The sequence below is a fragment of the Cryobacterium sp. TMT2-42-4 genome (genome assembly GCF_004402645.1).
Lineage (GTDB): Bacteria > Actinomycetota > Actinomycetes > Actinomycetales > Microbacteriaceae > Cryobacterium > Cryobacterium sandaracinum.
In genome coordinates, this window is the sequence record NZ_SOFT01000007.1 from 25,745 (window position 1) to 50,136 (window position 24,392).

Annotated in this window: 19 protein-coding genes and 1 tRNA gene; 2 read left to right on the forward strand and 18 right to left on the reverse strand. The window is 66.9% G+C overall.

Annotated elements, in window-relative coordinates; translation table 11 throughout:
- Nucleotides 1–42: 42 nt before the first annotated feature.
- From rpsA to polA, 3 genes are all read right to left on the reverse strand, one after another.
- Nucleotides 43–1,500 (reverse strand): 30S ribosomal protein S1, encoded by a 1,458-nt coding sequence (rpsA, locus tag E3O18_RS01230; RefSeq protein WP_134396092.1) that lies wholly within the window; start codon nucleotides 1,498–1,500, stop codon nucleotides 43–45.
- Nucleotides 1,501–1,690: 190 nt separating this feature from the next.
- Nucleotides 1,691–3,367: a DUF885 domain-containing protein gene (locus E3O18_RS01235; protein ID WP_134396093.1), complete on the reverse strand. Its 1,677-nt coding sequence runs from the start codon at nucleotides 3,365–3,367 to the stop codon at nucleotides 1,691–1,693.
- Nucleotides 3,368–3,442: 75 nt separating this feature from the next.
- Nucleotides 3,443–6,121 carry a DNA polymerase I gene (gene polA / locus E3O18_RS01240; protein WP_134417278.1) on the reverse strand — a complete coding sequence of 893 codons (2,679 nt, stop codon included), beginning with the start codon at nucleotides 6,119–6,121 and terminating at the stop codon, nucleotides 3,443–3,445.
- A gap of 56 nt (nucleotides 6,122–6,177) precedes the next feature.
- On the opposite strand from polA, the gene E3O18_RS01245 reads away from it, so the two are divergent.
- Entirely contained in the window at nucleotides 6,178–6,609 is a 432-nt protein-coding gene (locus tag E3O18_RS01245) for a hotdog fold thioesterase (RefSeq protein WP_134396095.1), read from the forward strand.
- A 63-nt stretch (nucleotides 6,610–6,672) separates the two neighbouring features.
- On the opposite strand, the gene E3O18_RS01250 is transcribed toward E3O18_RS01245, so the two are convergent.
- The gene (locus E3O18_RS01250) at nucleotides 6,673–7,278 is read right to left on the reverse strand and encodes a response regulator (RefSeq protein ID WP_104100541.1); all 606 of its coding nucleotides are present in this window, start codon (nucleotides 7,276–7,278) and stop codon (nucleotides 6,673–6,675) included.
- Nucleotides 7,279–7,316: 38 nt separating this feature from the next.
- Between E3O18_RS01250 and E3O18_RS01255 the strand changes: the two genes are divergently transcribed.
- A tRNA-Leu gene (locus E3O18_RS01255) sits at nucleotides 7,317–7,402 on the forward strand.
- 93 nt (nucleotides 7,403–7,495) lie between these two features.
- On the opposite strand, the gene E3O18_RS01260 is transcribed toward E3O18_RS01255, so the two are convergent.
- From E3O18_RS01260 to hisI, 14 genes are all read right to left on the reverse strand, one after another.
- Complete coding sequence (locus E3O18_RS01260) at nucleotides 7,496–7,975, reverse strand: hypothetical protein (protein ID WP_241976546.1); 480 nt, start codon at nucleotides 7,973–7,975, stop codon at nucleotides 7,496–7,498.
- Nucleotides 7,972–8,892, reverse strand: coding sequence for a DUF6545 domain-containing protein (locus tag E3O18_RS01265; RefSeq protein WP_134417280.1), 921 nt, complete (start codon nucleotides 8,890–8,892; stop codon nucleotides 7,972–7,974). The genes E3O18_RS01260 and E3O18_RS01265 overlap by 4 nt, the downstream gene beginning before the upstream one ends.
- A 122-nt stretch (nucleotides 8,893–9,014) precedes the next feature.
- On the reverse strand, nucleotides 9,015–9,509 hold the full coding sequence (locus tag E3O18_RS01270) for a hypothetical protein (protein WP_134396097.1): 495 nt from the start codon (nucleotides 9,507–9,509) through the stop codon (nucleotides 9,015–9,017).
- A gap of 323 nt (nucleotides 9,510–9,832) precedes the next feature.
- The gene (gene pyk / locus E3O18_RS01275) at nucleotides 9,833–11,278 is read right to left on the reverse strand and encodes a pyruvate kinase (protein WP_134396098.1); all 1,446 of its coding nucleotides are present in this window, start codon (nucleotides 11,276–11,278) and stop codon (nucleotides 9,833–9,835) included.
- A gap of 110 nt (nucleotides 11,279–11,388) precedes the next feature.
- Nucleotides 11,389–12,846: a glutamate synthase subunit beta gene (locus tag E3O18_RS01280; RefSeq protein WP_134396099.1), complete on the reverse strand. Its 1,458-nt coding sequence runs from the start codon at nucleotides 12,844–12,846 to the stop codon at nucleotides 11,389–11,391.
- Complete coding sequence (gltB, locus tag E3O18_RS01285; RefSeq protein WP_134396100.1) at nucleotides 12,839–17,416, reverse strand: glutamate synthase large subunit; 4,578 nt, start codon at nucleotides 17,414–17,416, stop codon at nucleotides 12,839–12,841. Before gltB ends, E3O18_RS01280 begins: the two co-directional genes overlap by 8 nt.
- A 123-nt stretch (nucleotides 17,417–17,539) precedes the next feature.
- A complete protein-coding gene (gene lgt, locus E3O18_RS01290) occupies nucleotides 17,540–18,517 on the reverse strand; it encodes a prolipoprotein diacylglyceryl transferase (protein WP_241973245.1) in 978 nt (325 codons plus the stop codon).
- A gap of 90 nt (nucleotides 18,518–18,607) precedes the next feature.
- Nucleotides 18,608–19,444 (reverse strand): tryptophan synthase subunit alpha, encoded by an 837-nt coding sequence (gene trpA / locus E3O18_RS01295; RefSeq protein WP_134396102.1) that lies wholly within the window; start codon nucleotides 19,442–19,444, stop codon nucleotides 18,608–18,610.
- Nucleotides 19,441–20,658, reverse strand: a complete 1,218-nt coding sequence (gene trpB / locus E3O18_RS01300) for a tryptophan synthase subunit beta (protein WP_134396103.1) — start codon at nucleotides 20,656–20,658, stop codon at nucleotides 19,441–19,443. Before trpB ends, trpA begins: the two co-directional genes overlap by 4 nt.
- Complete coding sequence (gene trpC / locus E3O18_RS01305) at nucleotides 20,659–21,429, reverse strand: indole-3-glycerol phosphate synthase TrpC (RefSeq protein WP_134396104.1); 771 nt, start codon at nucleotides 21,427–21,429, stop codon at nucleotides 20,659–20,661. It abuts the gene before it with no gap.
- A gap of 4 nt (nucleotides 21,430–21,433) precedes the next feature.
- Entirely contained in the window at nucleotides 21,434–21,658 is a 225-nt protein-coding gene (locus E3O18_RS01310; protein ID WP_134396105.1) for a DUF6704 family protein, read from the reverse strand.
- 100 nt (nucleotides 21,659–21,758) lie between these two features.
- Entirely contained in the window at nucleotides 21,759–22,406 is a 648-nt protein-coding gene (locus tag E3O18_RS01315) for a Trp biosynthesis-associated membrane protein (protein ID WP_134396106.1), read from the reverse strand.
- Nucleotides 22,407–23,948, reverse strand: a complete 1,542-nt coding sequence (locus E3O18_RS01320; RefSeq protein ID WP_134396107.1) for an anthranilate synthase component I — start codon at nucleotides 23,946–23,948, stop codon at nucleotides 22,407–22,409. It lies immediately after the preceding gene.
- A gap of 2 nt (nucleotides 23,949–23,950) precedes the next feature.
- Nucleotides 23,951–24,370 carry a phosphoribosyl-AMP cyclohydrolase gene (hisI, locus tag E3O18_RS01325; protein ID WP_134396108.1) on the reverse strand — a complete coding sequence of 140 codons (420 nt, stop codon included), beginning with the start codon at nucleotides 24,368–24,370 and terminating at the stop codon, nucleotides 23,951–23,953.
- Nucleotides 24,371–24,392 lie beyond the last annotated feature (22 nt).

The window sequence follows — 24,392 nt, forward strand, 5'->3', positions numbered from 1 at the left end:
AAGGCCGCACCCCGGAGGGTGCGGCCTTCAGTCAGCTCGTTGCTAGTTGGAGCTGGAGAGCTTCTCGCGCAGTGCTGCGAGGGCCTCGTCGTCCGCGAGCGTGCCGGCGCCGGCCGTCTCGCTCGAGAAGGTGTTGCCTGCGGCGGACGGGACATCGCCGACGGCGGTGATCTCGTCGTTCGCGGAGGCAACCTGCTTTTTGTGGGCTTCCCAACGAGCCTGGGCTGCAGCGTAGTCCTGCTCCCACTTCTCGCGCTGGGTTTCGAAGCCTTCGCGCCACTCGTTGGTCTCCGGGTCGAAGCCTTCGGGGTACTTGTAGTTGCCCTGGTCGTCGTACTCGGTGAGCATTCCGTAGAGCGCCGGGTCGAACTCGGTGCCCTCGGGGTCGACACCGTCGTTGGCCTGCTTGAGGCTCAGCGAGATGCGGCGACGCTCGAGGTCGATGTCGATGACCTTGACGAAGACCTCGTCGCCGACCGACACGACCTGCTCGGCGAGCTCGACGTGCTTGCCGGAGAGCTCGGAGATGTGAACGAGTCCCTCGATGCCCTCGGCAACGCGAACGAACGCGCCGAACGGAACGAGCTTGGTGACCTTACCCGGTGCAACCTGGCCGATGGCGTGGGTGCGAGCAAAGACCTGCCACGGGTCTTCCTGCGTGGCCTTGAGGGAAAGCGACACGCGCTCGCGCTCGAGGTCGACCTCGAGGATCTCGACGGTGACTTCCTGGCCAACCTCGACGACCTCGCTGGCGTGTTCGATGTGCTTCCAGCTGAGCTCGGAGACGTGAACCAGACCGTCAACGCCACCCAGGTCGACGAACGCACCGAAGTTGACGATTGACGAGACAACGCCCTTGCGGACCTGTCCCTTCTGAAGGTTGTTGAGGAACGTGGTGCGGCTCTCGGACTGGGTCTGCTCGAGCAGCGCACGACGGGACAGCACGACGTTGTTGCGGTTCTTGTCGAGTTCGAGGATCTTGGCCTCGATCTCCTGGCCCAGGTACGGGGTCAGGTCGCGAACACGTCGCAACTCGATGAGCGAGGCCGGGAGGAACCCGCGGAGTCCGATGTCCACGATGAGGCCACCCTTGACAACCTCGATGACCGAACCGGTGACAACGCCATCCGACTCCTTGATCTTCTCAACGTCGCCCCATGCACGCTCGTACTGAGCGCGCTTCTTGGACAGGATGAGACGGCCTTCTTTGTCTTCCTTCTGAAGAACGAGGGCCTCAACCAGGTCGCCGACCTTGACGACCTCAGAGGGGTCGACGTCGTGCTTGATGGAAAGTTCGCGGGAGGGAATGACGCCCTCGGTCTTGTAACCCACGTCGAGGAGAACCTCGTCGCGGTCGATCTTCACCACGGTGCCCTCGATGAGGTCTCCGTCGTTGAAGAATTTCAGAGTCTTTTCGACCGCGGCAAGAAAGTCTTCAGCAGATCCAATGTCGTTGATGGCGACCTGCTTGGGTGCCCGTTCGGTCGTTGCGTTTGTCATGTAGTAGTTGCTCCAGGATGGACATAGTTCGGGCCACACACGGGAAAAAACTCGTTCTCGTGCACCATGTATGGCGGTGGACAGTTCGTCACAAACGTGACAGCTAAGCTTAGCTGTTTGCGGGAGAGGCCGGCAACTTGCCCGTCCCCCCACCGAAACTACCCCGATCGACCCCGATCGACCCCGAACGTTAGCCGAGCATCGCCGCCTGGAGGGTGTCCAGGCCGACCCCGCCGAGATCGAGGGCCTTGCGGTGAAACTCCTTGATCGAGAAGGCGTCGCCCTCGCGCTCCCTGTACCTGTCCCGCAGCTGCTCCCAAATGCGCTGGCCGACCTTGTAGGACGGGGCCTGCCCCGGCCAGCCGAGGTACCGGTTCACCTCGAACTTGACGAAGCTCGCGTTCATGTTCACGTTCCGACCCAGGAACTCCAGGGCGTAGTCGGCGGTCCAGGGGCCCGAACCGTCGGGCAGCTGCTTCTCGAGGTGCACGCCGATGTCGAGGACGACGCGGGCGGCGCGCATCCGCTGCCCGTCCAGCATTCCGAGACGGTCGGCCGGGTCGTCGAGGTAGCCCAGCTGCTCCATCAGACGTTCCGCGTAGAGCGCCCAGCCCTCGGCGTGACCCGAGGTGCCGGCCAGCTGGCGGCGCCAGGTGTTCAGCTTGGCCCGGTTGTAGACGGCCTGGCCGATCTGCAGATGGTGGCCGGGCACGCCCTCGTGGTAGACGGTGGTCAATTCGCGCCAGGTGTCGAATTCGGTGATCCCGGCCGGCACCGACCACCACATCCGGCCCGGGCGGGAGAAATCGTCCGTAGGCCCGGTGTAGTAGATGCCGCCTTCCTGGGTGGGGGCGATCAGGCACTCGAGGCGTTTGATCTCGTCAGGGATGTCGAACTGGGTCTCGGAAAGCTCGGCGACGGCTCGGTCGCTGGTCTCCTGCATCCATTTCTGCAAGGCGTCGGTTCCGTGCAGCTTGCGGCTGGGTTCGGTGTCGAGGAACGCAATGGCCTCGTGCACGCTCGCGCCCGGCTTGATCAGGTCGGCGATGCTCTCCTGCTCGGCGACCATCCGAGCCAGCTCCTCCACGCCCCACTCATAGGTTTCGTCGAGGTCGATGGTCGCGCCGAGGAAACGGCGGGACTGCAGGAGGTAGAGGTCGCGACCGATGGCGTCGCGGGTGGGGGCCCTGCCCTCGAGCTCGGTGCCGAGGAAATCCGCCAGCGTTCCGTAGGCCGCGGCCGCGGCGCGCGCCCGGGTGTCGAGATCCTTGGCCAGCGAGGCCGGGAGGGATCCCGTGCCATGGCCGGCGTTGGCGGCGAACTCGGCGAAGAAGCCGTCCTTCGCCGCGTGGCGCCGCGCCTGCAGGATGACTTCCTGCACCTGACGCCGGGCAGGCATACTGCCGCGCTCGATGCCGAGACGCAGGGTCTGGATGTAGCCGTCGATGGCCCCGGGCAGGGCGCGCAGGCGGGCGGAAACGGTGTCCCAGTCGCCGACGGTGGCGGTGGGCATCAGGTCGAAGACCTCCCGGATGCCCTGGGCCGGCGACGCGATCACGTTCAGGTCGCGCAGCGGCAGTCCGGCTTCGGCGCTCTCGACGTCGAGGGCGAGCGAGCTGCGCAGGTCGGTGCGGGTGACGACGTCGACGTCGTCGACGGCCGTGGCCGCGTCGAGGCGGGTGATGAAGGATCGGGCCGCGTCGACCCTGCGGTCCAGGCCGTCCGGGGAGTAGTCGCCGAAGCGGCCGTCAACCTCGGTGCGGCCGATGTACGTGCCCACGGTCGGGTCGATGTCGACGAGGGTGTCCACCCAGTCCTCGGCGATCCGGTCGATCGCCGTGGGGGTGCGCTGCTTGTCGGATGTCATGACCCGAGCCTAGAACACGCGCTCGACCGTGGGCGGAGCGCCGGACCTCGCATTCGGGCGGCTGGCAGTCGCTGCCTAGTGGGCGGCGGCATCCCAGTTGTCGCCTCGGCCGACCTGCACGTCAAGCGGCACCAACAGGTCCGCTGCGGTCTCCATCCGGTGCGTCACGATCTGGCGGAGCGCATCCCACTCCCCCGGGGCGACCTCAAAGATCAGTTCGTCGTGTACCTGAAGCAGCATGCGCGACTCCAAATTGCGGTCGACCAGGTCCACGGCGATCCCGTTCATCGCGATCTTCATGATGTCGGCGGCCGACCCCTGGATCGGTGCGTTGAGGGCCGCGCGCTCCGCGTTCTCGCGCACGACCCGGTTGGCGCTGTGCAGCTCGGGGAACGGGCGGCGGCGGCCGAATATGGTGGCCGTGTAGCCATCCATTTTGGCCTGCTCGACGACATTGCGCAGGTAGTCCCGCACCGCGCCGAACCGGGCGAAGTAGTCTGTGATGAGCTGCTTGGCCTCCTTCGTCTCGATGCGCAGCTGCCGGGACAGACCGAAGGCGCTCAGCCCGTAGGCCAGGCCGTAGGACATGGCCTTGACCTTGGAGCGCATCTCGTTCGTGACGTCTTCCGGCGCCACGCCGAACACGCTGGCGCCGACGAACCGGTGCAGGTCCTCGCCGGCGTTGAAGGCCTCGATCAGTCCCGCGTCGCCGGACAGGTGCGCCATGATGCGCATCTCGATCTGCGAGTAGTCGGCGGTGAGTAGGCATTCGGCCCCGTTGGCCGCGTGGAATGCGGCCCGGATGCGGCGGCCCTCTTCGGTGCGCACCGGGATGTTCTGCAGGTTGGGGTCGGTGGAGGAGATCCGACCGGTGGCCGTGCCGATCTGCACGTACGTGGTGTGGATACGGCCCGTCTCGTCGATGGCCTTGTCCAGGGTCTCCACGATCTGGCGCAGCTTGGTGGCGTCGCGGTGCTGCAACAGCATGTCAAGGAACGGATGTGGGTTGCTGGTCTGCAGGTCAGCCAGAGCCCCGGCATCCGTGGAGAACCCGGTCTTGTTCGCCCGGGTCTTAGGCATGCCGAGTTGATCGAACAGTACCTCCTGCAACTGCTTGGGTGAACCGAGGTTCACCTCGCGGCCGATCTCGGCGTAGGCGCCGGCGGCCAACCCGGCGGCGCGCTCGCCCAGCTGGCCGGACAGTGCCGACAACTGGTCATGGGAGACGGCCACGCCGGCCAGTTCCATGTCGGAGAGGGCCAGCAGGGTGGGCATCTCGATGGTGGTGAGCACTTCGCGGGACCCGTCGTCGAGCAGTGCGTCGATGGCCGCGGCCACCCGGAACGTGTACCAGGACTCCACCGGCACGCCCCCGGCCTCGTTCTCGGCCGGGATCAGCTGGTTGGGGTCGGTCAGCGGCAGGGTTTCGCCCAGGTATCGCAAGACGAGGGTGGCGAGGGTTTTGTCCGGTACCCCGGGGCGCAGTAGCCAGCCCGCGATCAGGCTGTCGAACACCAGCCCCGAAAAGTCCAGGTTGCTGCGGCGGAGCGCCTTGATCTGGCTCTTGGCGTCGTGCATGATCTTGGGCGAGTCGCTGGCCAGCCAGGCCTCGAATGCGAGGTAGTCCGCGCGTCCGGGCTGCCAGGGCAGGTTGACCGACTCGGTCGGTCCGGACACTCCGAAGCCAATGGCCTTGCCCTCGTGTACTTCTACGGAGAGAGCGAGGCCCTGCGGGGAGGCGACCGCGGCCCGGGCGATCCACGCGGCCAGCTCCTCGTCGAGCAGGTCCTGGGCGGCGGGGGCCTGAGGCGCGGCGACCAGCACTTCCTCCGGCACGACCACGGCGACGCCTTCGGTCGCGCCGGCGCCCTCAAGCTTGATCACGCGGTCAAGCAGGGTGCGGAACTCGAGCCGGCCGAACACGGCGCGCACGGCCGGTTCGTCGATGGGGCACCGCACGAGGTCGGGGAGCTCCACCGGGAGGTCGAGGTCGGTGACGAGGTGGTTGAGCCGCCGATTGCGGATCGCGTTCTCTTTCTGCTCGCGCAGGTTGTTGCCGACGACGCCCTTGATCTCCTCGGCGTGATCCAGGATGCCGGCGAGGCTGCCGTAGAGGCCGAGCCACTTCACGGCGGTCTTCTCCCCCACCTTGGAGATCCCGATCAGGTTGTCGCTGGTCTCGCCGACCAGGGCCGCGACATCCGGGTATTGTGCCGGCTCGATGCCGTATTTCTCGCGCACCCGGGCCGGGTCGTAGCGGGTGAGCGCCGAGACGCCCTGGCTGGCCGGGTAGAGCAGGGTGACGTTTTCGTTGACGAGTTGGATCGTGTCCCGGTCCCCCGAGACCACCAGGACATGGAAGCCTTCCTGGTTGCCGCGCACGGACAGGGTGGCGAGGATGTCGTCGGCCTCGAAGTCTTCCTTGGTCAGCGTCGTGATGTTCATCGCGGCCAGGGCCTCCTGCAGCAACGGCACCTGCCCGATGAATTCGCTCGGCGTGCTGGCCCGCGTGCCCTTGTAGTCGGCGTATTCGCGAGTGCGAAAGGAGAACCGCGAGATGTCGAACGCCACGGCGATGTGCGTGGGCTTCTCGTTGCGCAGCAGACTGAGCAGCATGGACAGGAACCCGTGGATGGCGTTGGTGTGCTGCCCGTCGTGGGTCTGGAAACTGTCCACGGGGAGGGCGTGGAACGCCCGGTAGGCGAGGGAATGGCCGTCGATGATCATCAGGGTAGGCTTTTCGGAATCTGACACAGAGACAGCCTACAAGCGTCATCCGGCGCGGGCAGGTGCAGCGACCGAAGGTGACTATGATCCAGCAGACCACGGACGCCCTCGAGTGGGTCCAGCAGCGCGGAGCCGGCTCCCTGGCCGAAAAGATGGGCATCGAGTTCGTGGAGTTCACGATTGAGCGGGCCGTAGCACGGATGCCGGTCGAGGGCAACACGCAGCCCGCGATGCTCCTGCACGGCGGGGCCTACGTGGTCCTCGGCGAGTCGCTGGGCTCGATGGCCGCCAATCTGCATGCCGGTCCCGGCCGCCTGGCGGTGGGGATCGAGATCAATGCCACGCATACCCGGTCGGCGACGTCGGGCTTCGTCACGGGCGTCTGCACGCCGGTGCACCTGGGTCGTACGCTCACGACGCACGAGATCGCGGTCACGGATGATCAGGGTCGTCGCTGCTCGACGATCCGGATCACCAATCTGATCAAGGAACTGCCGAACCGGCCCGAGGCGTAAGACCCCAGCGCGAAAAACGGCCGGGCATCAACCCCGACGGGTGATCTGCCCGGCCGCCGACGGTTATTTTTTGGCGCTGAGTTGCTCGATGATCGCCTGGGCGACGTCGTGCATGGTGAGCCGGCGGTCCATGGACGCTTTCTGGATCCAACGGAACGCCTCCGGCTCGGTGAGGCCCATCTTCTCGTTGAGCAGGCCCTTGGCGCGGTCGACGAGTTTGCGGGTCTCGAAGCGCTCGACGAGGTCGGCCACCTCGGCTTCGAGGGTGATGATCTGGCTGTAGCGCGAGAGGGCGATCTCGATCGCGGGCAGCAGGTCGTTCGGGGTGAACGGCTTGACCACGTAGGCCAGCGCGCCGGCTTCCGTGGCGCGCTCGACGAGTTCTTTCTGGCTGAACGCGGTCAGCAGAACGACGGGGGCGATGTGCGCCTTGGTGATGCGCTCGGCCGCGGAAATTCCGTCGAGGTGTGGCATCTTCACGTCCATGATGACCAGGTCGGGCCGCAGCTCGGTGGCCAGGGCGACAGCGGTTTCTCCGTCGCCGGCTTCACCGACCACCTCGAATCCGGCGTCACGAAGGATTTCGACGATGTCGAGGCGGATGAGGGACTCATCCTCGGCAACGACAACGCGGCGAGGAGGTACTGGGGTGGAGTCTTGGTCGGTCACGGGGGAAAGCCTACGGTATTCTGATGCAGGTGTTGTGAGCCGGTGTGGCGGAATGGCAGACGCGGAGCACTCAAAATGCTTTGTTCGCAAGGACGTGTGGGTTCGAGTCCCACCACCGGTACCAACACCCCCAGGCAGAAATTCCCGCCGCGACGGGCCGCTTCGGCTCTGCCGGGGCGTCAGCGCCCGTCGGCGCGTCGGCCAGCCCGTCAGTCCGTCAGCCCTCAGCGGGTCGCGCGGCTTCGCCGCGCTGCATGTCCTCTTCAAGGAGCGCGGTGATCGACCGCAGCGTCTCCGGGGACACATCCCCGAGCGTGCGTGCCGCGAAGTTCACCACGCGCTGGGCGCGCAGGCTTTTCACGAACGCGAGCTGGGAGTCGACGCGGTCCGGGAGGTCGCCGTCAGAGCCCAGCAGGTACTCCGGCGGGATACGGAAGAACTCGCCGATGCCCGTGAGCAGGTCGACGTCTGTCACGAGAGGTCCGTCCCCGGTGATCATGTAGGCCCACCGTGCTCGGGACAGTGACAGGCCCCGCGCCTGCAGTCCAGCGGCGATCTGCTTGTAAGTATGCGGCGTGTTGCCCTCGGCGACGACCACGTCAAGCAGGAGGTTGAGCTTGCGTGCCAGTTCCCGCTGCGGACTGATCGGTTCGCCGGGGATGCTGCGCCTGTCGTCGGCTGCTCGCGGGTCAATCACGATGTGTGGTCCTGTCGGGGTGTCACGGGGCGGGCAAGGGTGGTGACGATCGAAGCTGCGGCGGGGATGGCCCGCACGTGGTCCTCGGTGGCGTCGATCAGTACCCGTTCGGATACCGTCAGGCTCTGGTCTGGGTCGAGGAACAGGCTATCCCGCACCTCGACGTAACGCCGGTACAGGTGAGCGCCGGGAGCCCGCACGAGGAGTAGCCCGGCGCGCGAGAGGTCGCGCTCGATGCTCAGCTCCGGAGACCCGGCCAGCAGGCGCTCCCACAACGGAGTGATCCGCCACAGCAGCACCCGGTCGCGGCTGGTCTTCGCCAGGGCCCGGATACCCGCTTCCATGGCAGTCAGACCCAAACCCAGGCCGAGGCAGACGGGAGCGGTGGCGAGGGCGATGTGGTAAGCGGTGTAGGGCCACCCGTCGAAGGAGAAGTCCGGACTGAGAAGGGCTGCGGTCACGCTCGCGAAGCTGACGATCGTGTAGACCAGCGCCCCGAGGCAACCGAGCACAACGAGAGCGAGAGACGCCCGAGTGATCAACCGATGCTGATGGCGCAGATCGGACACGCATGCCGCACCGACCGACACGGAGAAGAGGGCCATCGCAATCCACGTGGTGGACGAGTAGGCGGCGAAATCCCAACGATTCGGAAAAGCCTCGTGGATCTGCTCTCGAAAACGCCAGTCGCCGCCGAAGAATAGGACAGCTTGGGCGGTGACAATTGCGCCCGTGACGAGTGCGGTCACCTGATTCCTACGCCGCGTGAGACCGCCCACGGACACGGCCTCCTGCACGATGCCGTTCAGGAGACCAATGGTAACGATCGCCGTTGCATGAAAGCTGAAGTAGGCGACGTTGTCCCCACCCAGCAGTCCGTCGACGGCGTTGTACACGACGTAAGGCTGCAGGCTCATTGTCGTCCCGAAAGCAACGAGGACCCAGAAGAGACGGCGACGACGACCGCGAAGGACTGACGGCACGCACGATATTGTGGCGATCCAGATCAACGCCGACACCGATAGCAGGATGATCTGCACTACAGCACCCGGCCGAAACCGGTTCGGGGGCCGTTGGCCGTGTCGGCGCTGTCTCCGAGCATGATCAGGGCCAGCCGGTCGCCGATCGCCTCGGCGAGGGCTTCCTGCTCGTCGGTGAAGTTGCTGCGGGACAGCGCGTACGCGATCGAGTCGAGCGGGATCAGGGGTGCGAGCAACGCGACCCGCAAGGCCGGAATCAGCTGCTTCTCATGCCGCAGGATCATGTGGCCGAACTCATGGTTGATGAACTGCTGGCGGTGCACGGCGGAGGTCGTCGGTGCATGGTGGATGCGCTCGAAATTCTCTCCGGCGACCTCGATCCACAGCCCGCAGACTCCGAATTCCACGAGCCGCGGACTCGCCGCACGAATCATGATCGCCTTGCCGCGCAGACCTTCCATGTACCGGTGCAGCGTCGCGGCGGTCAGCGGACGCGGGAGGGTGAGGGTGGCCACCAGTTCGCGCGCCCGCTCCGTGCGTGCTCCGTAGTTCACGTCCCGCTCCCCCCTGTGCGCCGCTGCCCCGTGGTGCCGGACCGTGACATTAGACATGTCCAACAGGTGCTAGCCTGAAATATGGTTGGACATGTCCACGCTACCGGGTCGGGGGACCCGCGCACGCCACGGACCGTCCAGTCGTGCTCCGGCTCGGAGTGTTCACGCGCACAGCCTCATGGGCGACACTGAAGGGGAACAGGGTGTCGCCCGGGGGCGGTGGGTCACAGATTCCCGGTGCTGGGCTGTGCCGCGCAGATCTGGACAGCTCGAGAAAGCCCCGCCACCCGAAGCCGGGCGGCGGGGCTTTCTTCGTCGCGGCGCTACTTCTTCGCGTACGCCGGGTGAACTTCATTGTGGGCATCGCCGACGCGGTGCACACGGATGTCGTTCGTGGAACCCGCGATTCCGGGAGGGGAACCGCTGATAACGACGACCTTGTCTCCGAGCTGGGCCAGACCCTGGCCCAGCAGGATGTCATCCACCTGTCCGAACATGGCGTCCGTGTGGGTGACCCGGTCGACCAGGTAGGTCTGGATTCCCCAGGTGAGGGCCAGTCGGCGACGGATACCGGGCTCCGGGGTGAAGGCCAGCATGGGGATCTTCGACCGCAGCCGGGACATCCGTCGGGCCGAGTCACCGGACTCCGTGAAGATGCACAGGAACTTCGCTTCGACGAATTCGGCGACCTCGATGGCGGCCAGGGTGATGGCACCGCCCTGGGTACGCGGCTTGTTCGTCAGCGGAACGATACGCTCCAGGCCGTGGTCCTCGGTCGACGCGACAATCCGCGCCATCGTCTGGACCGTGACGACGGGGTACTCGCCGACGCTGGTCTCGCCACTGAGCATGACCGCATCCGCGCCGTCGAGCACGGCATTGGCGACGTCAGACGTCTCCGCGCGGGTCGGCACCGGGCTGTGGATCATGGACTCGAGCATCTGGGTCGCCACGATGACCGGCTTGGCCATGCGACGAGCGAGCTCGACCGCATGCTTCTGCACGATCGGAACGGCCTCGAGCGGCAGCTCCACGCCCAGGTCGCCACGGGCCACCATGATGGCGTCGAACGCGTCGACGATGCCCTCGAGGTTCTCCACGGCCTGCGGCTTCTCGATCTTCGCGATCACGGGAACGCGGCGTCCTTCTTCGGCCATGATCTCGTGCACGCGGGTGATGTCGGCGGCATCCCGAACGAACGACAGCGCGATCAGGTCCGTGCCGAGGCGGAGACCCCAGCGCAGGTCGGCCTCGTCCTTTTCGGACAGGGCCGGCACGTTCACGGCGACACCGGGCAGGTTGATGCCCTTGTTGTTCGACACGGGACCGGCGACGATCACCTTGGTCGTCACGACGGTGTCGTTCGTGGCCACCACCTCGACCTTGACCTTGCCGTCGTCGATCAGCAGGAAGTCGCCGGGCCTGACGTCCTGGGGCAGGCCCTTGTAGGTGGTGCCGGAGAGTTCCTTGGTACCGAGGATTTCTTCTGTGGTGATCTTAAAAATGTCTCCGAAGGCCAGTTCGTAAGGGCCACCTTCGAATTTCCCGAGACGGATCTTCGGTCCCTGCAGGTCGACCATTACGGCGACGGCACGGCCGGAGTCGTTCGCTGCTTTGCGTACATTCGCATAAACACCCTCGTGGACCTGGTAGTCCCCGTGGCTCAGGTTCATCCGGCAGACGTCGACACCGGCATCGATAAGGGCACGAATTTGATCGTAGCTGGCTGCTGCCGGCCCGAGCGTGGCGACAATTTTGGCGCGTCTCATACTGAAAAAACTCCGGTTTCCGCGCTGTTTCGGCGCATATTCTCTGTTGATGGTCGGGAGACCACGGGGTGGTGGATCTCTTGGAATCGAATCACTGGATCAGTGACCAATCAGATTGCGAAGGCATGATCGGTCGGTTTGACCGGTGCAGGCAGTTGTGTCTCGCCTTCGAGGAATTTGTCGACGGCTGCCGCAGCAGCCCGACCTTCGGCGATCGCCCAGACGATGAGCGACTGGCCACGGCCGGCATCACCAGCAACGAACACGCCTTCATGGCTGGTCTGGTAATTAACGTCACGTTCGACATTACTCCGCCCATCGACCGGCACGTGCAGCTGGTCCGTCAGCTCGCGCGATTCAGGTCCGGTGAAGCCCATGGCCAGGAGAACCAGATCCGCAGGGATCTCGCGCTCCGTTCCGGCCTTGGGCACCCGGCGTCCGCCCCGGAATTCGGTCTCGGCCACGCGGATGGCGCGCACCTCGCCCACCTCGTTGGCCAGGAACTCCACCGTCGACACCAGGTACTCGCGGTTGCCGCCCTCTTCGTGGGCGCTCGACACCTCGAACAGCGTCGGAGACAGCGGCCACGGCTGGTGTTCCGCCCGTTCCGTGCCCGGTTGGCGGCCGATGGCGAGATTCGTGACGGATGCCGCGGCCTGGCGGTGAGCGGTACCGATGCAGTCGGCGCCGGTGTCGCCGCCGCCGAGTACGACCACGTGCTTGCCCTCGGCGGTGATCTGCTGGTCGACCGTGTCGCCGGCGCCGACCCTGTTCTGCTGCACGAGGTATTCCATGGCGAAGTGCACTCCGGGCAGGTCGCGCCCGGGGATCGGCAGGTCGCGGGGTACCAGGGCACCCGTGGCGACCACCACAGCGTCATAGCGGGCCCGGAGGTCATCCCAGGTGATGTCGACGCCGATGGTGACGCCTGCGCGGAAGCGGGTGCCCTCGGCCGTCATCTGGCCGAGTCGGGTCTCGAGGTGCTTCTTCTCCATCTTGAAGTCCGGGATGCCGTAACGCAGAAGCCCACCGATCCGGTCGTCGCGCTCGAAGACCGCCACCGTGTGACCGGCCCGCGTGAGCTGCTGCGCGGCCGCGAGGCCGGCCGGGCCCGAGCCGACGACCGCGACCGTCTTGCCGGTGAGGCGTCCGGGCGGCTGGGGCTGAACCCATCCGTTGGCGAAGGCCTGGTCGATGATGGAGACCTCAACCTGCTTGATCGTGACCGGCGGCTGACTGATTCCGAGAACGCAGGCCGACTCACAGGGTGCCGGGCAGAGACGCCCGGTGAACTCCGGGAAGTTGTTGGTGACATGGAGACGTTCGATGGCCTGACGGCCCTCGTCCCGCCAGGTGAGGTCGTTCCACTCCGGGATGATGTTGCCGAGCGGGCAGCCCTGCTGGCAGAACGGCACACCGCAGTCCATACAGCGGCCGGCTTGGCGTTTCAGTTGCGTCGCGTCGCCCTGCTCGTAGACCTCTTTCCAGTCCATCAGACGAACGGATACGGGACGGCGGGCCGGAAGCTCCCGGTCCGTGGTCTTCAGGAATCCCTTCGGATCAGCCATTGGTTGCCTCCAGAATGCGGTTCCAAACGACGACGCCATCGGGGTCGAGGCCCTCGGTGACAGCGGCCTGCCTGGTTGCCAGGACGGCCGCGTAGTCGCGCGGTAGCACCTTGACGAATGTGGACATGGTGGTCTCGAAATCGGCCAGCAGCCGGGCCGCCAGGGCGGATTCGGTTTGGTCATGATGCTGTTCGAGCAAGTCACGCACGATCTCGCGGTCCGCGCCGCCGAGCGGCAGAAGTGTGAGTTCGCCGGAGTCGAGGGCCTGCCGGTTGACATCCTCGGTACGGAGACCGTAGACGTAGGCGGTTCCGCCAGACATGCCGGCACCCAGGTTGCGCCCCGTTTCGCCCAGGATGACCGCCAGTCCCCCGGTCATGTACTCGAGGGCGTGATCACCGACGCCCTCGACGACGGCGGTGGCGCCGGAGTTGCGCACCAGGAAACGTTCGCCCACGATGCCGCGGATGAACATGCTGCCCTGGGTCGCGCCGTAGCCGATGACGTTACCGGCGATCACGTTCTGCTCGGCCGGGAACAGGCTGCCCCGGTCGGGTCGCACGGTGATCTGCCCACCGGAGAGACCCTTGCCGACGTAGTCGTTGGAGTCACCCTCGAGCCGCAGGATGATGCCGCTCGGCAGGAACGCGCCGAAGGACTGTCCGGCGCTGCCGGTGAGGGTGACGTCGATGGAACCGGACGGCAGCCCGTTCTCGCCGTGACGCACGGTGACCTCGTGACCGAGCATGGTGCCCACGGCCCGCTCGGTGTTGCGGATGGGCAGGGAGATCGAGACCTGCCCACCGTGTTCAAGCACACTGGCGCTCTGCCGGATCAGTTCGTTGTCGAAGTGGAGCTCGAGCTCGTGCTCCTGAGGGCGACCGGACTGCCGGGGCTCCCCCGCGGAGAAGTCCGGACCGACGAGGACGGGCGACAGATCGAGTCCGGAGGCCTTCCAGTGCGTCAGCGCCCCGTTGACGTCGAGCACCTCCCGGTGGCCGATGGCCTCGTCGAGGCTGCGGAATCCGAGCTCGGCGAGGTACTCGCGCACCTCCTGAGCGATGAACTCGAAGAAGTTGATCACGTGCTCGGCCTTGCCGGTGAAACGTTTGCGCAGCTCGGGATTCTGGGTGGCCACCCCGACGGGGCAGGTGTCCAAGTGGCAGACACGCATCATGACGCAGCCCTCCACGATCAGCGGGGCGGTCGCGAAGCCGAACTCCTCGGCGCCGAGCAACGCTCCGATGATGACGTCACGGCCGGTCTTCAACTGGCCGTCGACCTGCAGCACGACCCGGTCGCGCATCCCGTTGAGCATCAGGGTCTGCTGCGTTTCGGCCAGGCCGAGTTCCCAGGGAGTCCCCGCGTGCTTGAGGGAGTTGAGCGGGCTCGCGCCGGTTCCGCCGTCGTGACCGGAGATGAGAATGACGTCGGACAGTGCCTTGGCCACTCCGGCGGCGACCGCGCCGATACCGGACTGGCTGACCAGCTTGGTGTGGATGCGCGCGGTCGGATTCGCCCGCTTCAGGTCGAAGATCAACTGTTTGAGGTCTTCGATCGAGTAGATATCGTGATGCGGGGGCGGCGAGATCAGGCCGACGCCGGCGGTCGCGTGCCGGGTGCGGGCGATCCACGGGTAGACCTTCGTGGGCGGCAGCTGGCCGCCCTCGCCGGGCTTGGCTCCCTGCGCCAGCTTGATCTGGATGTCGTCGGCGTGGGACAAGTACATGCTGGTCACACCGAACCGGCCGGAAGCCACCTGCTTGACGGCGCTGCGTCGCTCCGGGTCGAGCAGACGGTCAAGGTCTTCTCCACCCTCACCGGTGTTCGACTTGCCGCCGAGGCGGTTCATTGCGATGGCGAGGGTCTCGTGCGCCTCGGCGGAGATCGAGCCGTAGCTCATCGCCCCCGTCGCGAAGCGCTTCACGATCGAGGAGATCGGTTCCACCTCGTCCAGCGGTACGGGGTGGCGCTTGCCGGTGGTGAAGGTGAACATGCCGCGCAGCGTCATCAGGCTCGACGCCTGGTCGTCGACGAGTTTCGTGTACTCGCGGAAGATGTCGTAGCTGCGCGTGCGGGTGGAGTGCTGGAGCCGGAAAATGGTGTCCGGGTTGAACAGGTGCGGAGACCCGTCGCGGCGCCACTGGTACTCACCTCCGGTCGCGAGGCGTTCGTGCGCGGTGACGGCGGCATCCTCGGGGTAGGCGGCCCGGTGCCGGGCCTCATTCTCGGCCGCAACCACCTCGATGCCGATGCCGCCGAGCTTGCTCGTGGTGCCGGTGAAGTACTGGTCGATGAATTCCTGGCTCAGTCCCACGGCCTCGAAGGTCTGCGCACCGGCGTAGGAGGAGACGGTCGAGATCCCCATCTTGGACATGATCTTGAGCACGCCCTTGCCGAGGGCCTTGATCACGTTGCGCACGGCCTGTTCGGGCGTGCCGGTCGTGATGTAGCCGCTGCGCACCAAATCCTCGCACGTTTCCATCGCAAGGTACGGGTTCACGGCGGATGCGCCGTAGCCGATCAGGAGGGCGACGTGGTGCACCTCGCGCACATCGCCGGTCTCGACCACGATGCCGACCTTCATGCGGTTCTCGGTGCGGATCAGGTGGTGGTGAACCGCGGCAATCATCAGCAGCGACGGGATCGGTGCCAGGTCCTTGTTGGAATCCCGGTCGGAGAGAACGAGGAACATCGCGCCGTCGTCGATGGCGGCGTCGGCCTCGGCGCACATCTCCTTGATGCGGGCCTCGAGGGCGTCCGGCCCGTCTTCGAACCGGTAGAGCCCGCGAATGGTCCTGGTGGTGCGGCTGCCCGGCGCGGTGTCGATGTGCTGGATCTTCGCCAACTCGTCGTTGTCGATCACGGGGAAGTCGAGCACGACCTGCCGGGCGTGCTCGGGGCCCACCGAGAGGAGGTTGCGTTCCGGACCGAGCCCGAGTTTGAGGGAAGTGACAACTTCCTCGCGGATCGAGTCGAGCGGTGGGTTGGTCACCTGGGCGAACTGCTGCGTGAAGTAGTCGAAGAGCAGCCGGGGTCGGTCGCTGAGCACGGCGATAGGGGTGTCGGAGCCCATCGCGCCGAGCGGTTCCCCGCCGAGGCGAGCCATCGGCGCGAGCAGGATGCGCACCTCCTCCTCGGTGTAGCCGAAGGTGCGCTGGCGGCGCACGACGGATGCCGGCGGGTGCACGATGTGCTCCCGCTCGGGCAGATCCTTGAGGTTGATGCGCCCGGCGTCCAGCCAGGTTCCCCACGGCTCGCTCGCCGCGAGGTCGGCCTTGATCTCGTCGTCTTCGATCAGGCGTCCGGCGACCGTGTCGACCAGAAACATCTTGCCGGGACGCAGGCGGCCCTTGCGCACCACCCGGTTGGGGTCGATGTCGAGCACTCCGATCTCGCTGGCGAGCACGACGAGACCGTCGTCGGTGATGAGGTAGCGGCCGGGGCGCAGCCCGTTGCGGTCGAGGGTGGCGCCGACGAGGGATCCGTCGGTGAACACGATCGCGGCCGGGCCATCCCACGGCTCCATCAGCATGGAATGGTACTCGTAGAACGCGCGGCGTTCGGCGTCGAGGTCGGTCTGGTTTTCCCAGGCCTCCGGCACCATCATCATGACGGCGTGCGGGAGCGAACGCCCCGACAGGCTGAGCAGCTCAACGACCTCATCGAACGAGGCCGAATCGCTGCCGCCGGGGGTGACGATCGGGAGCAGCGGCGCCAGATCGCCGAGCAGGTCGGATTCGAGCTGGGACTGGCGCGCCTGCATCCAGTTGCGATTGCCCTGAACCGTGTTGATCTCGCCGTTGTGCGCGATCATGCGGAACGGCTGCGCGAGCGGCCAGGACGGGAACGTGTTGGTGGAGTAGCGGGAGTGCACAAGGGCGAGCTTGGAGACGAAGCGCGGATCGGACAGGTCCGGGTAGAACGGCTCCAGCTGAAGCGTCGTGACCATTCCCTTGTAGACCACGGTGCGACAGGACAGTGAGGCGAAGTAGATCTCCAGCTCGCGTTCGGCGCGCTTCCGCAGCCTGACGGCCTGGCGGTCCAGCGCGATGTTGCCGAGCGTGTCGCCGGCCTCAGTCGTGCGGACGCTCTGCACGAACAGTTGTTGGATGGCGGGCATGGCTGCGCGCGCCAGGGTGCCGACCTCGTCGGGGCGCACGGGAACTTCGCGCCAGCCGAGGATCACCAGTCCCTCTTCGAGGGCGATCCGGTTGATTTGGCGCTTGATGCCGCTGCGCTTGGTGGGATCGACCGGCAGGAACACATTGCCGACGGCGTAGCGGCCCGCCGCGGGCAGGGCGAAATCGGCGACCGCCCGCAGGAACTCGTCGGGAACCTGAGTGATGATGCCCGCGCCGTCTCCGGTTCCGGCATCCGATCCGACCGCACCGCGGTGCTCGAGGTTGCGGAGCGCGTCGAGGGCGAGGGTGATGATGTCGTGCCCGGCGGTGCCCCGAAGCGTGGCGACCATGGCGAGGCCGCAGGCATCGCGCTCATCGGCCGGGTTGTACAGGCCCTGCGGCTTCGGCACTGCGCTGAAGCGCGAGAAGAGGGGTGTTTGCGGCATTGGACCGTCCTCACGAAAGTAACTGGCGAGTGGGGACGACGCTGGCCCGCTCAGGTAGACATGTGCGCGGCGGCCCGTCATACCGGGTCACAAGCCGTGGAACAGGTTGATGTCAACCTGAGCCTAGAGGCGCGAGTTGCTGGTGCTTGTGGCTGCAACGTCGACTGATCCGGCGGGACCGACGGCCTCATCACCGTGATCCTCGGGGTCCGAATCAAACTCATCAGATTCTACCTCAGCGTCGGGCCCCTTCCACTCGCGGCCGGGAACGTACACGCTCGCGGGCAGGCCCGTGTGGCGCTTGCTCTGCACGACGATCAGGATGATGCCCAGCAGGATGGCGGCAAAGGCGGCCCACACATTGGTGCGGAGGCCGAAGAACATCTCGCTCGGGTCGACCCGGATCGACTCGAAGAAGCTGCGGCCGAGGCCATACCAGATCAGGTAGACGCCGAAGGCCTTGCCCCAGCGGAGCGCAACCTTGCGTTCGATCGCGAGGATCAGGACGACGCCGACCACGTTCCAGATCATCTCGTAGAGGAAGGTGGGGTGAAACAGCGTTTCGGGGGGAAGTCCGATCGGGAGGGCCGGGTTCGCCGCGGAAACCTCGAGGCCCCAGGGCAGGTCGGTCGGCAGACCGAAGAGCTCCTCGTTGAACCAGTTGCCGAGACGGCCCATGGCCTGCGCCACCAGCATTCCCGGTGCCAGGGCGTCCGCGAAGGCCCAGAACCGGATGCCCGAGATGCGGCAGCCGATGTACGCGCCGACGGCCCCGCCCAGAAGTGCTCCGAAGATGGCGTTGCCGCCGTTCCAAATGGCGAACACCTCGAGAGGGTTGGCACCCTCGAAGAAGTAGTCGGACGGGTGAGTGAACACATGGTAGAAGCGCGCGCCGACGATGCCGAGCGGAACGGCCCACAGGATGATGTCCAGCACCACGCCCGGCTCGCCTCCGCGCGCAGACAGTCGGCGGCTCGTCATGACGGTGGCGGCGATGATCCCTGCCAGAATGCAGAGGGCGTAGGCGTGGATGGTGAACGGGCCGAGGGTGAAGGAGCTCCATTCGGGGCTCGGGCTCGGGATGCTCAGAAGAAAAGACACCTGGGGACTACCTTTCATCGTGGCGCCGGGGAGGCCCCGTGACCGCCTCGGACAACTTACCTTAGCTTTTGGGTGCTGCGATGGCGGGTATCAGACGGCGGGGCGCAGATCCCGGGCACCGGCCGCGAGGTCACGGGTGAGGGCGGCCAGGGCCGGCACTCCCCCGTCGGACAGTGCCTTGACCAGGGCGGAACCGACGATGGCACCATCGGCGTAGGCGAGGATCTCCCGCACCTGCTCCGGGGTGGAGATGCCGAGCCCGACGCACGCGCTGGTGGACCCGACGGCGCGGAGGCGGTCGATGAGCACCCGCGCGGCGGAGTCCACGTCGGCGCGGGCGCCGGTGATTCCCATGGTGGAGACCGCGTAGACGAAACCGCGGCTGGCGTCCACTGCCTGACGCAGCCGGGCGTCGGACGACGACGGGGCGGCGAGGAAGACACGGTCGAGTCCGGTTCGCGTGCTGGCTCCCACCCAGGCGGCCGCGTCGTCGGGGATGAGGTCGGGCGTGATCAGCCCGGCGCCTCCCGCCGCGAGCAGGTCGTCGGCGAACCGGTCCACGCCGTACTGCATGATCGGGTTCCAGTAGGTCATGACCAGAACGGGCACGTTCACCTGGGCGGTGATCGCCGCGACGGCCTCGATCCCGTGCCGCAGCCGGAAGCCGTTGGCCAGAGCCTGCTGGGTGGCCGCCTGGATCACTGGCCCGTCCATGACGGGATCGGTGTACGGCAGGCCCAGCTCGATGACGTCGACACCGTTCTGCGCGAGTGCCACGGCCGCGTCGATGCTCTCGGTCAGGGTGGGGAACCCGACGGGCAGGTAGCCGATCAGAGCCCCGCCGCCCTCGGAGCGGCGCCGGGCGATTGTCGCCTCGACCGTGCTCGTCGTTCCGGTCCTGGGGCCCGTACCTGTTTCCGTGCTCATGACTGTTCCGCACCCTTGTCGAGCAGGTCGAAGTACCGACCCGCGGTTTCCATGTCCTTGTCGCCGCGTCCGCTGAGGTTTACCAGGATGGTGGCGTCGCGTCCGAGCTTCTTGCCGAGGTCCAAGGTGCCGGCGAGGGCGTGCGCCGACTCGATGGCGGGGATGATGCCCTCCGTGCGACTGAGCAGCCGGAGGGCGCTCATCGCCTCGTCATCGGTGACCGGCAGGTAGGTGGCCCGGCCGATACTGGCGAGCCACGCATGTTCCGGGCCCACCCCCGGGTAGTCCAGACCCGCAGAGATGGAGTGCGACTCCACGGTCTGACCGTCTTCGTCCTGCAGCAGGAAGCTGCGGGCGCCGTGCAGGATGCCGGGGCGCCCCTTGGTGATCGTCGCCGCATGGCGCAGGGTCTCCGCGCCGTCACCGCCGGCCTCGTAGCCGACCAGAGCCACCTCCGGGTCGTCGAGGAACGCGTGGAAGATACCCATGGCGTTCGAACCACCGCCGACGCAGGCGGTGACCGCGTCGGGGAGGCGGCCGGTGAGGTCCAGAACCTGCTGGCGGGCCTCCTCGCCGATTATTTTCTGGAAGTCGCGCACCATGGCCGGAAACGGATGCGGCCCGGCGACGGTACCGAAGATGTAGTTGGTGGTCTCGACGTTGGTGACCCAGTCACGCATGGCGTCGTTGATGGCGTCTTTCAGGGTGCGGGAGCCGGTCTTGACCGGCACGACCTCGGCGCCGAGCAGTCGCATCCGGGCCACGTTCAGGGCCTGGCGCTCCGTGTCGACCTCGCCCATGTAGACGACGCAGTCGAGCCCGAACAGGGCGGCCGCCGTCGCGGCCGCCACGCCGTGCTGCCCGGCGCCCGTCTCGGCGATGACGCGAGACTTGCCGATGCGCTTGGTGAGAAGTGCCTGGCCGAGCACATTGTTGATTTTGTGCGAGCCGGTGTGGTTGAGGTCTTCCCGCTTGAGGATGATGCGGGCACCGCCGGCGTGCGCGGCGAACCGGGGCACCTCGGTAATGATGGACGGGCGCCCGGTGTAACTCCGGTGCAATTCCATCAACTCGGCCGCGAAGGCCGGGTCCTGCCGTGCCAGCGCGTACTCGTCGGTCAGCTCGTCGAGGGCAGCCACGAGGGACTCCGGCACGAACCTCCCGCCGAAGTCGCCGAAGTACGGGCCTGCTTCTGTTCTGAGGGACGTTGACATTTAAACCGCCAGGAATTCGGAGAGGGTTCGGATGGGATCGCTTGTGACGAGGGCCTCGCCGACGAGCACGATGTCGGCGCCGGCGGCGCGGTAGTGCGCCACGTCGGCGGCGGTCTTGACCGCCGACTCGGCGACGCGGACGACACCCGAGGGGATCCGGTCCGCGAGCCGGCCGAACAGGTCCTGATCGAGTTGAAACGTGGACAGGTCGCGGGCGTTCACCCCGACGAGGCTTGCGCCGATGGCCAGGGCACGGTCGACCTCCTCGGCGCTGTGGGTCTCGACCAGCGCGGTCATGCCGAGCTGGCGCACGAGGTCGTGCAGGGAGACCAGGGTGGTCTGGTCAAGTGCGGCGACGATGAGCAGAACCATGTCGGCACCTGCCGCCCTGGCCTCGAAGACCTGGTACGGCAGACCGATGAAGTCTTTACGCAGCACCGGGATGCGCACGGCGGATCGAACCTGCTCGAGGTCTGACAGGGAGCCGAGGAACTTGCGGCCTTCGGTGAGCACGCTGATCGCGCTGGCGCCGCCGAACTCGTAGGAGACGGCGAGGGCGGCAGGGTCCGAGATCTCGGCCAGGGTGCCCCGAGACGGGCTGGCGCGCTTGACCTCCGCGATGATCTTGACCTGATCCGCGGGTGCGAGCACCGCCAGGGCATCGATCGCCGGAGTTTGATCGAGAGCGGTTGCCTCGACGATGGAGAACGGACGGGCGGCCCGACGAAGTTCAGCGTCGGCGACGGCCCCGGCTAGAAGATCAGACAGCACTCGACTAGTGGTCCAGGTGAGCCGTATCGGCTACGCCGTAGCCGATTTTGGCGAGGATCCAGCCGACCAGCAGGCCAACCACCAGCAGGCCGACGGATGCCCAGACGAGCCATGGGATCACCAGAAAGAAGGCGACGGTGCCGATCGCGACGGCGAGAAGCATGATGGTGACGGCGGTCCAGGCCGCGATCGAATGGCCTTCACCTGGGTCTACCGATTCGAAGCTCATGGTTCTCCTTTTGTGCGTTGACGGGCTAGCCAAGTCTAGCGGCCCCACGGTTCCCCGGCCTCCCCAGCGCACCAGGTGCAACCGGGAATCTGGTCTCGATTCAGTGCGGGGTGGTGGGGTCTTCGCCGCGGCTCAGCCCGTCCCAGTCGTCGACGGCGTCACGTTCGGGTGCGGAAACGTCCGCGGCGTCGGGACCGTCGGCATCCGTCGCCTCGGCCGACTCGGCCGCTTCGAATCGCACGGCCTGGTAGCGGGACGTCGGTCCGGGCCAACGCCTGGAGGTGACGAGCACCCCGACCCCGGCGCCGCCCATGACCACGCCGGCGAACAGCGCGATGAACGGCCATGGCGTCACGGCCGCCGAGGCGACGGCGTCGACGACCGAGCCTGCGCCAGAGATCCCGGTGGCATCGGTGACCGCGCCGGCACTGGCTGCCGCCGGATCGGTGACGGCCAAAAAAGCCGAGAGGCATACGGAGAAGCCGAGCAGAACCTCCAGCAGGCCGAGGACCACCCGGATGACGGGACCGGCGATGCTCAGGGCACCGGCGAGGGCCAGTCCGGCGAGGGCGAGGGCTGTCACCCCGGGGGCGGCCGTGGAGCCGGCCACCTCGAGACTGTGCACGGCCGAGCCGGACTGCCCCACGATGACGTTCACCCAGACTTGGGTCCAGGCCAGCAGGGCCAGACCGCTGGCCGCCAGCACCACGAGGATGTGCCCGAGCTTGAGGCGCCGTGCGGATGCCACCTAGCGCACCCGTTTCATGGCGTTCGCGACCGCGACCGCGCGGAGGGGCGCCGCGGCCTTGTTCTGTGACTCCAGGTATTCCGACGCCGGGTCGGAGTCCGCGACGAGGCCGCCGCCTGCCTGCACGCGGGCGACGCCATTCATAATCGTGGCGGTCCGGATGGCGATGGCCAGGTCCGCGTCCCCGGCGAACCCGAAGTAGCCGACCACTCCCCCGTACACGCCGCGCTGCGCGGGCTCGAGCGCGTCGATGATCTCGAGGGCGCGCGGTTTCGGGGCCCCGGAGAGAGTGCCGGCCGGGAACGTGGCGCGGAAGACGTCGATAGCGGACCGGCCCGGCAGCAGGTTCCCCTCCACCGACGAGACGAGGTGCATGATGTGGCTGAACCGCTCGATGCGCATGAACTCGGTCACCTCGACCGAGCCTGGTGCACACACCTTGAGCAGGTCGTTGCGGGCCAGGTCCACGAGCATCAGATGCTCGGCGCGTTCCTTGGCGTCGCCCGCGAGCTCGGCTTCGAAGTCGGCGTCGGCCTCCGGGGTCGTGCCGCGCGGCTTCGAGCCCGCGATCGGATGCGTGAACACGCGGTCGTTCTGCACCTTCACCAAGGCCTCCGGGGAGGAGCCCACGATCCAGTAGGTCTCCTTCTCCGGCGATTCCAGGCTCAGCAGGTACATGTAGGGCGACGGGTTGAGGCTGCGCAGCACCCGGTAGACGTCGATGGGGTCCGCCGTGCACTCCTGGTCGAACCGCTGGGAGACGACCACCTGGAACACGTCGCCGTCGACGATGTGCTCCTTGGCGATGTCGACCGCGGCGAGGAAGTCCTCACGCCGGGTGCGGTTCGCCGGGGAGGCGGGCGTGGCGAGGTCGACCTCGGCGAGCCAGGTCTCGGACGGCTCGGCCAGGCGAGCCTGCAGGGCGTCGAGCCGGTCCTGGGCGGCCTCCCAGAGGGCGCCCGGTTCGTCGTGGCCGTCGTTGAGAACGTTGGCGATGAGCTGCACGGTGCCGTATTTGTGGTCAATCACGACGAGGTCGGCCACGAAGCTGAAGGCCTGGCCCGGCACGTCGTAGTCCGCCGGCGGGCGATTCGGCAGGCGCTCGATCTGGCGGATCGCCTCCCAGCCGATGAATCCGACGAGGCCGCCGGTCAGGGGTGGGTGGCCGGGCATGCGCGGGGTTTCCCAGCGTTCGTGGAGGGCCGCGAGAGCCGCCAGCGGGCCTAGGCCGGCGGCGTCGCCGAGGGCGCGCTCGGCCGAGAGGCCGTAGTCGAGCCAGCGGGTCTCGTCGCCCTGCTGGGTCAACACGCCGAACGAGGACACGCCCACGAACGAGAACCGCGACCAAATGCCGCCCTGCTCGGCGGACTCGAGCAGGAAGCTACCGGGCTGGCCGGCAGCAAGCTTGCGGTAGATGCCCACCGGGGTTTCGCCGTCGGCGAAGAGTTCGCGCACCACGGGGAACACCCGGTGGTCGTCGATCTGACGCGCGAACTGCCCGGCGGTGGTCGACGGGGCTGTGCCGGAGCTGTTCGGTGCCATGGTCAGTCCCTCGGTTTTTGGGTGGTTGCCCGGTCTGCTGCCACGTCGGGTGCCGCGGGGCGGGCGCCGGTCACGACCTCGATGCCGCGCCCGTCGAAGCAGGTGCGGGAGCCGGTGTGGCAGGCTGCTCCGATCTGGTCCGCCTGCACCAGGAGGGTGTCCGCGTCACAGTCGAGCGCGGCGGACTTCACATACTGGCCGTGGCCGGAGGTGTCGCCCTTGCGCCAGAATTCCTGGCGACTGCGCGACCAAAACGTCACGCGCCCCTCGGTGAGCGTGCGGCGCAGCGCTTCCCGGTTCATCCAGCCGAGCATGAGCACCTCACCGGTGTCCCACTGCTGGATCACCGCCGGTAACAGGCCGTCGGAGTTGAAGACGGCCCTGGCCAGGGCGTCGTCGAGGGTGGAGAGCACATCGGTCATTTACGGAGCCGTTTCGGGTCGG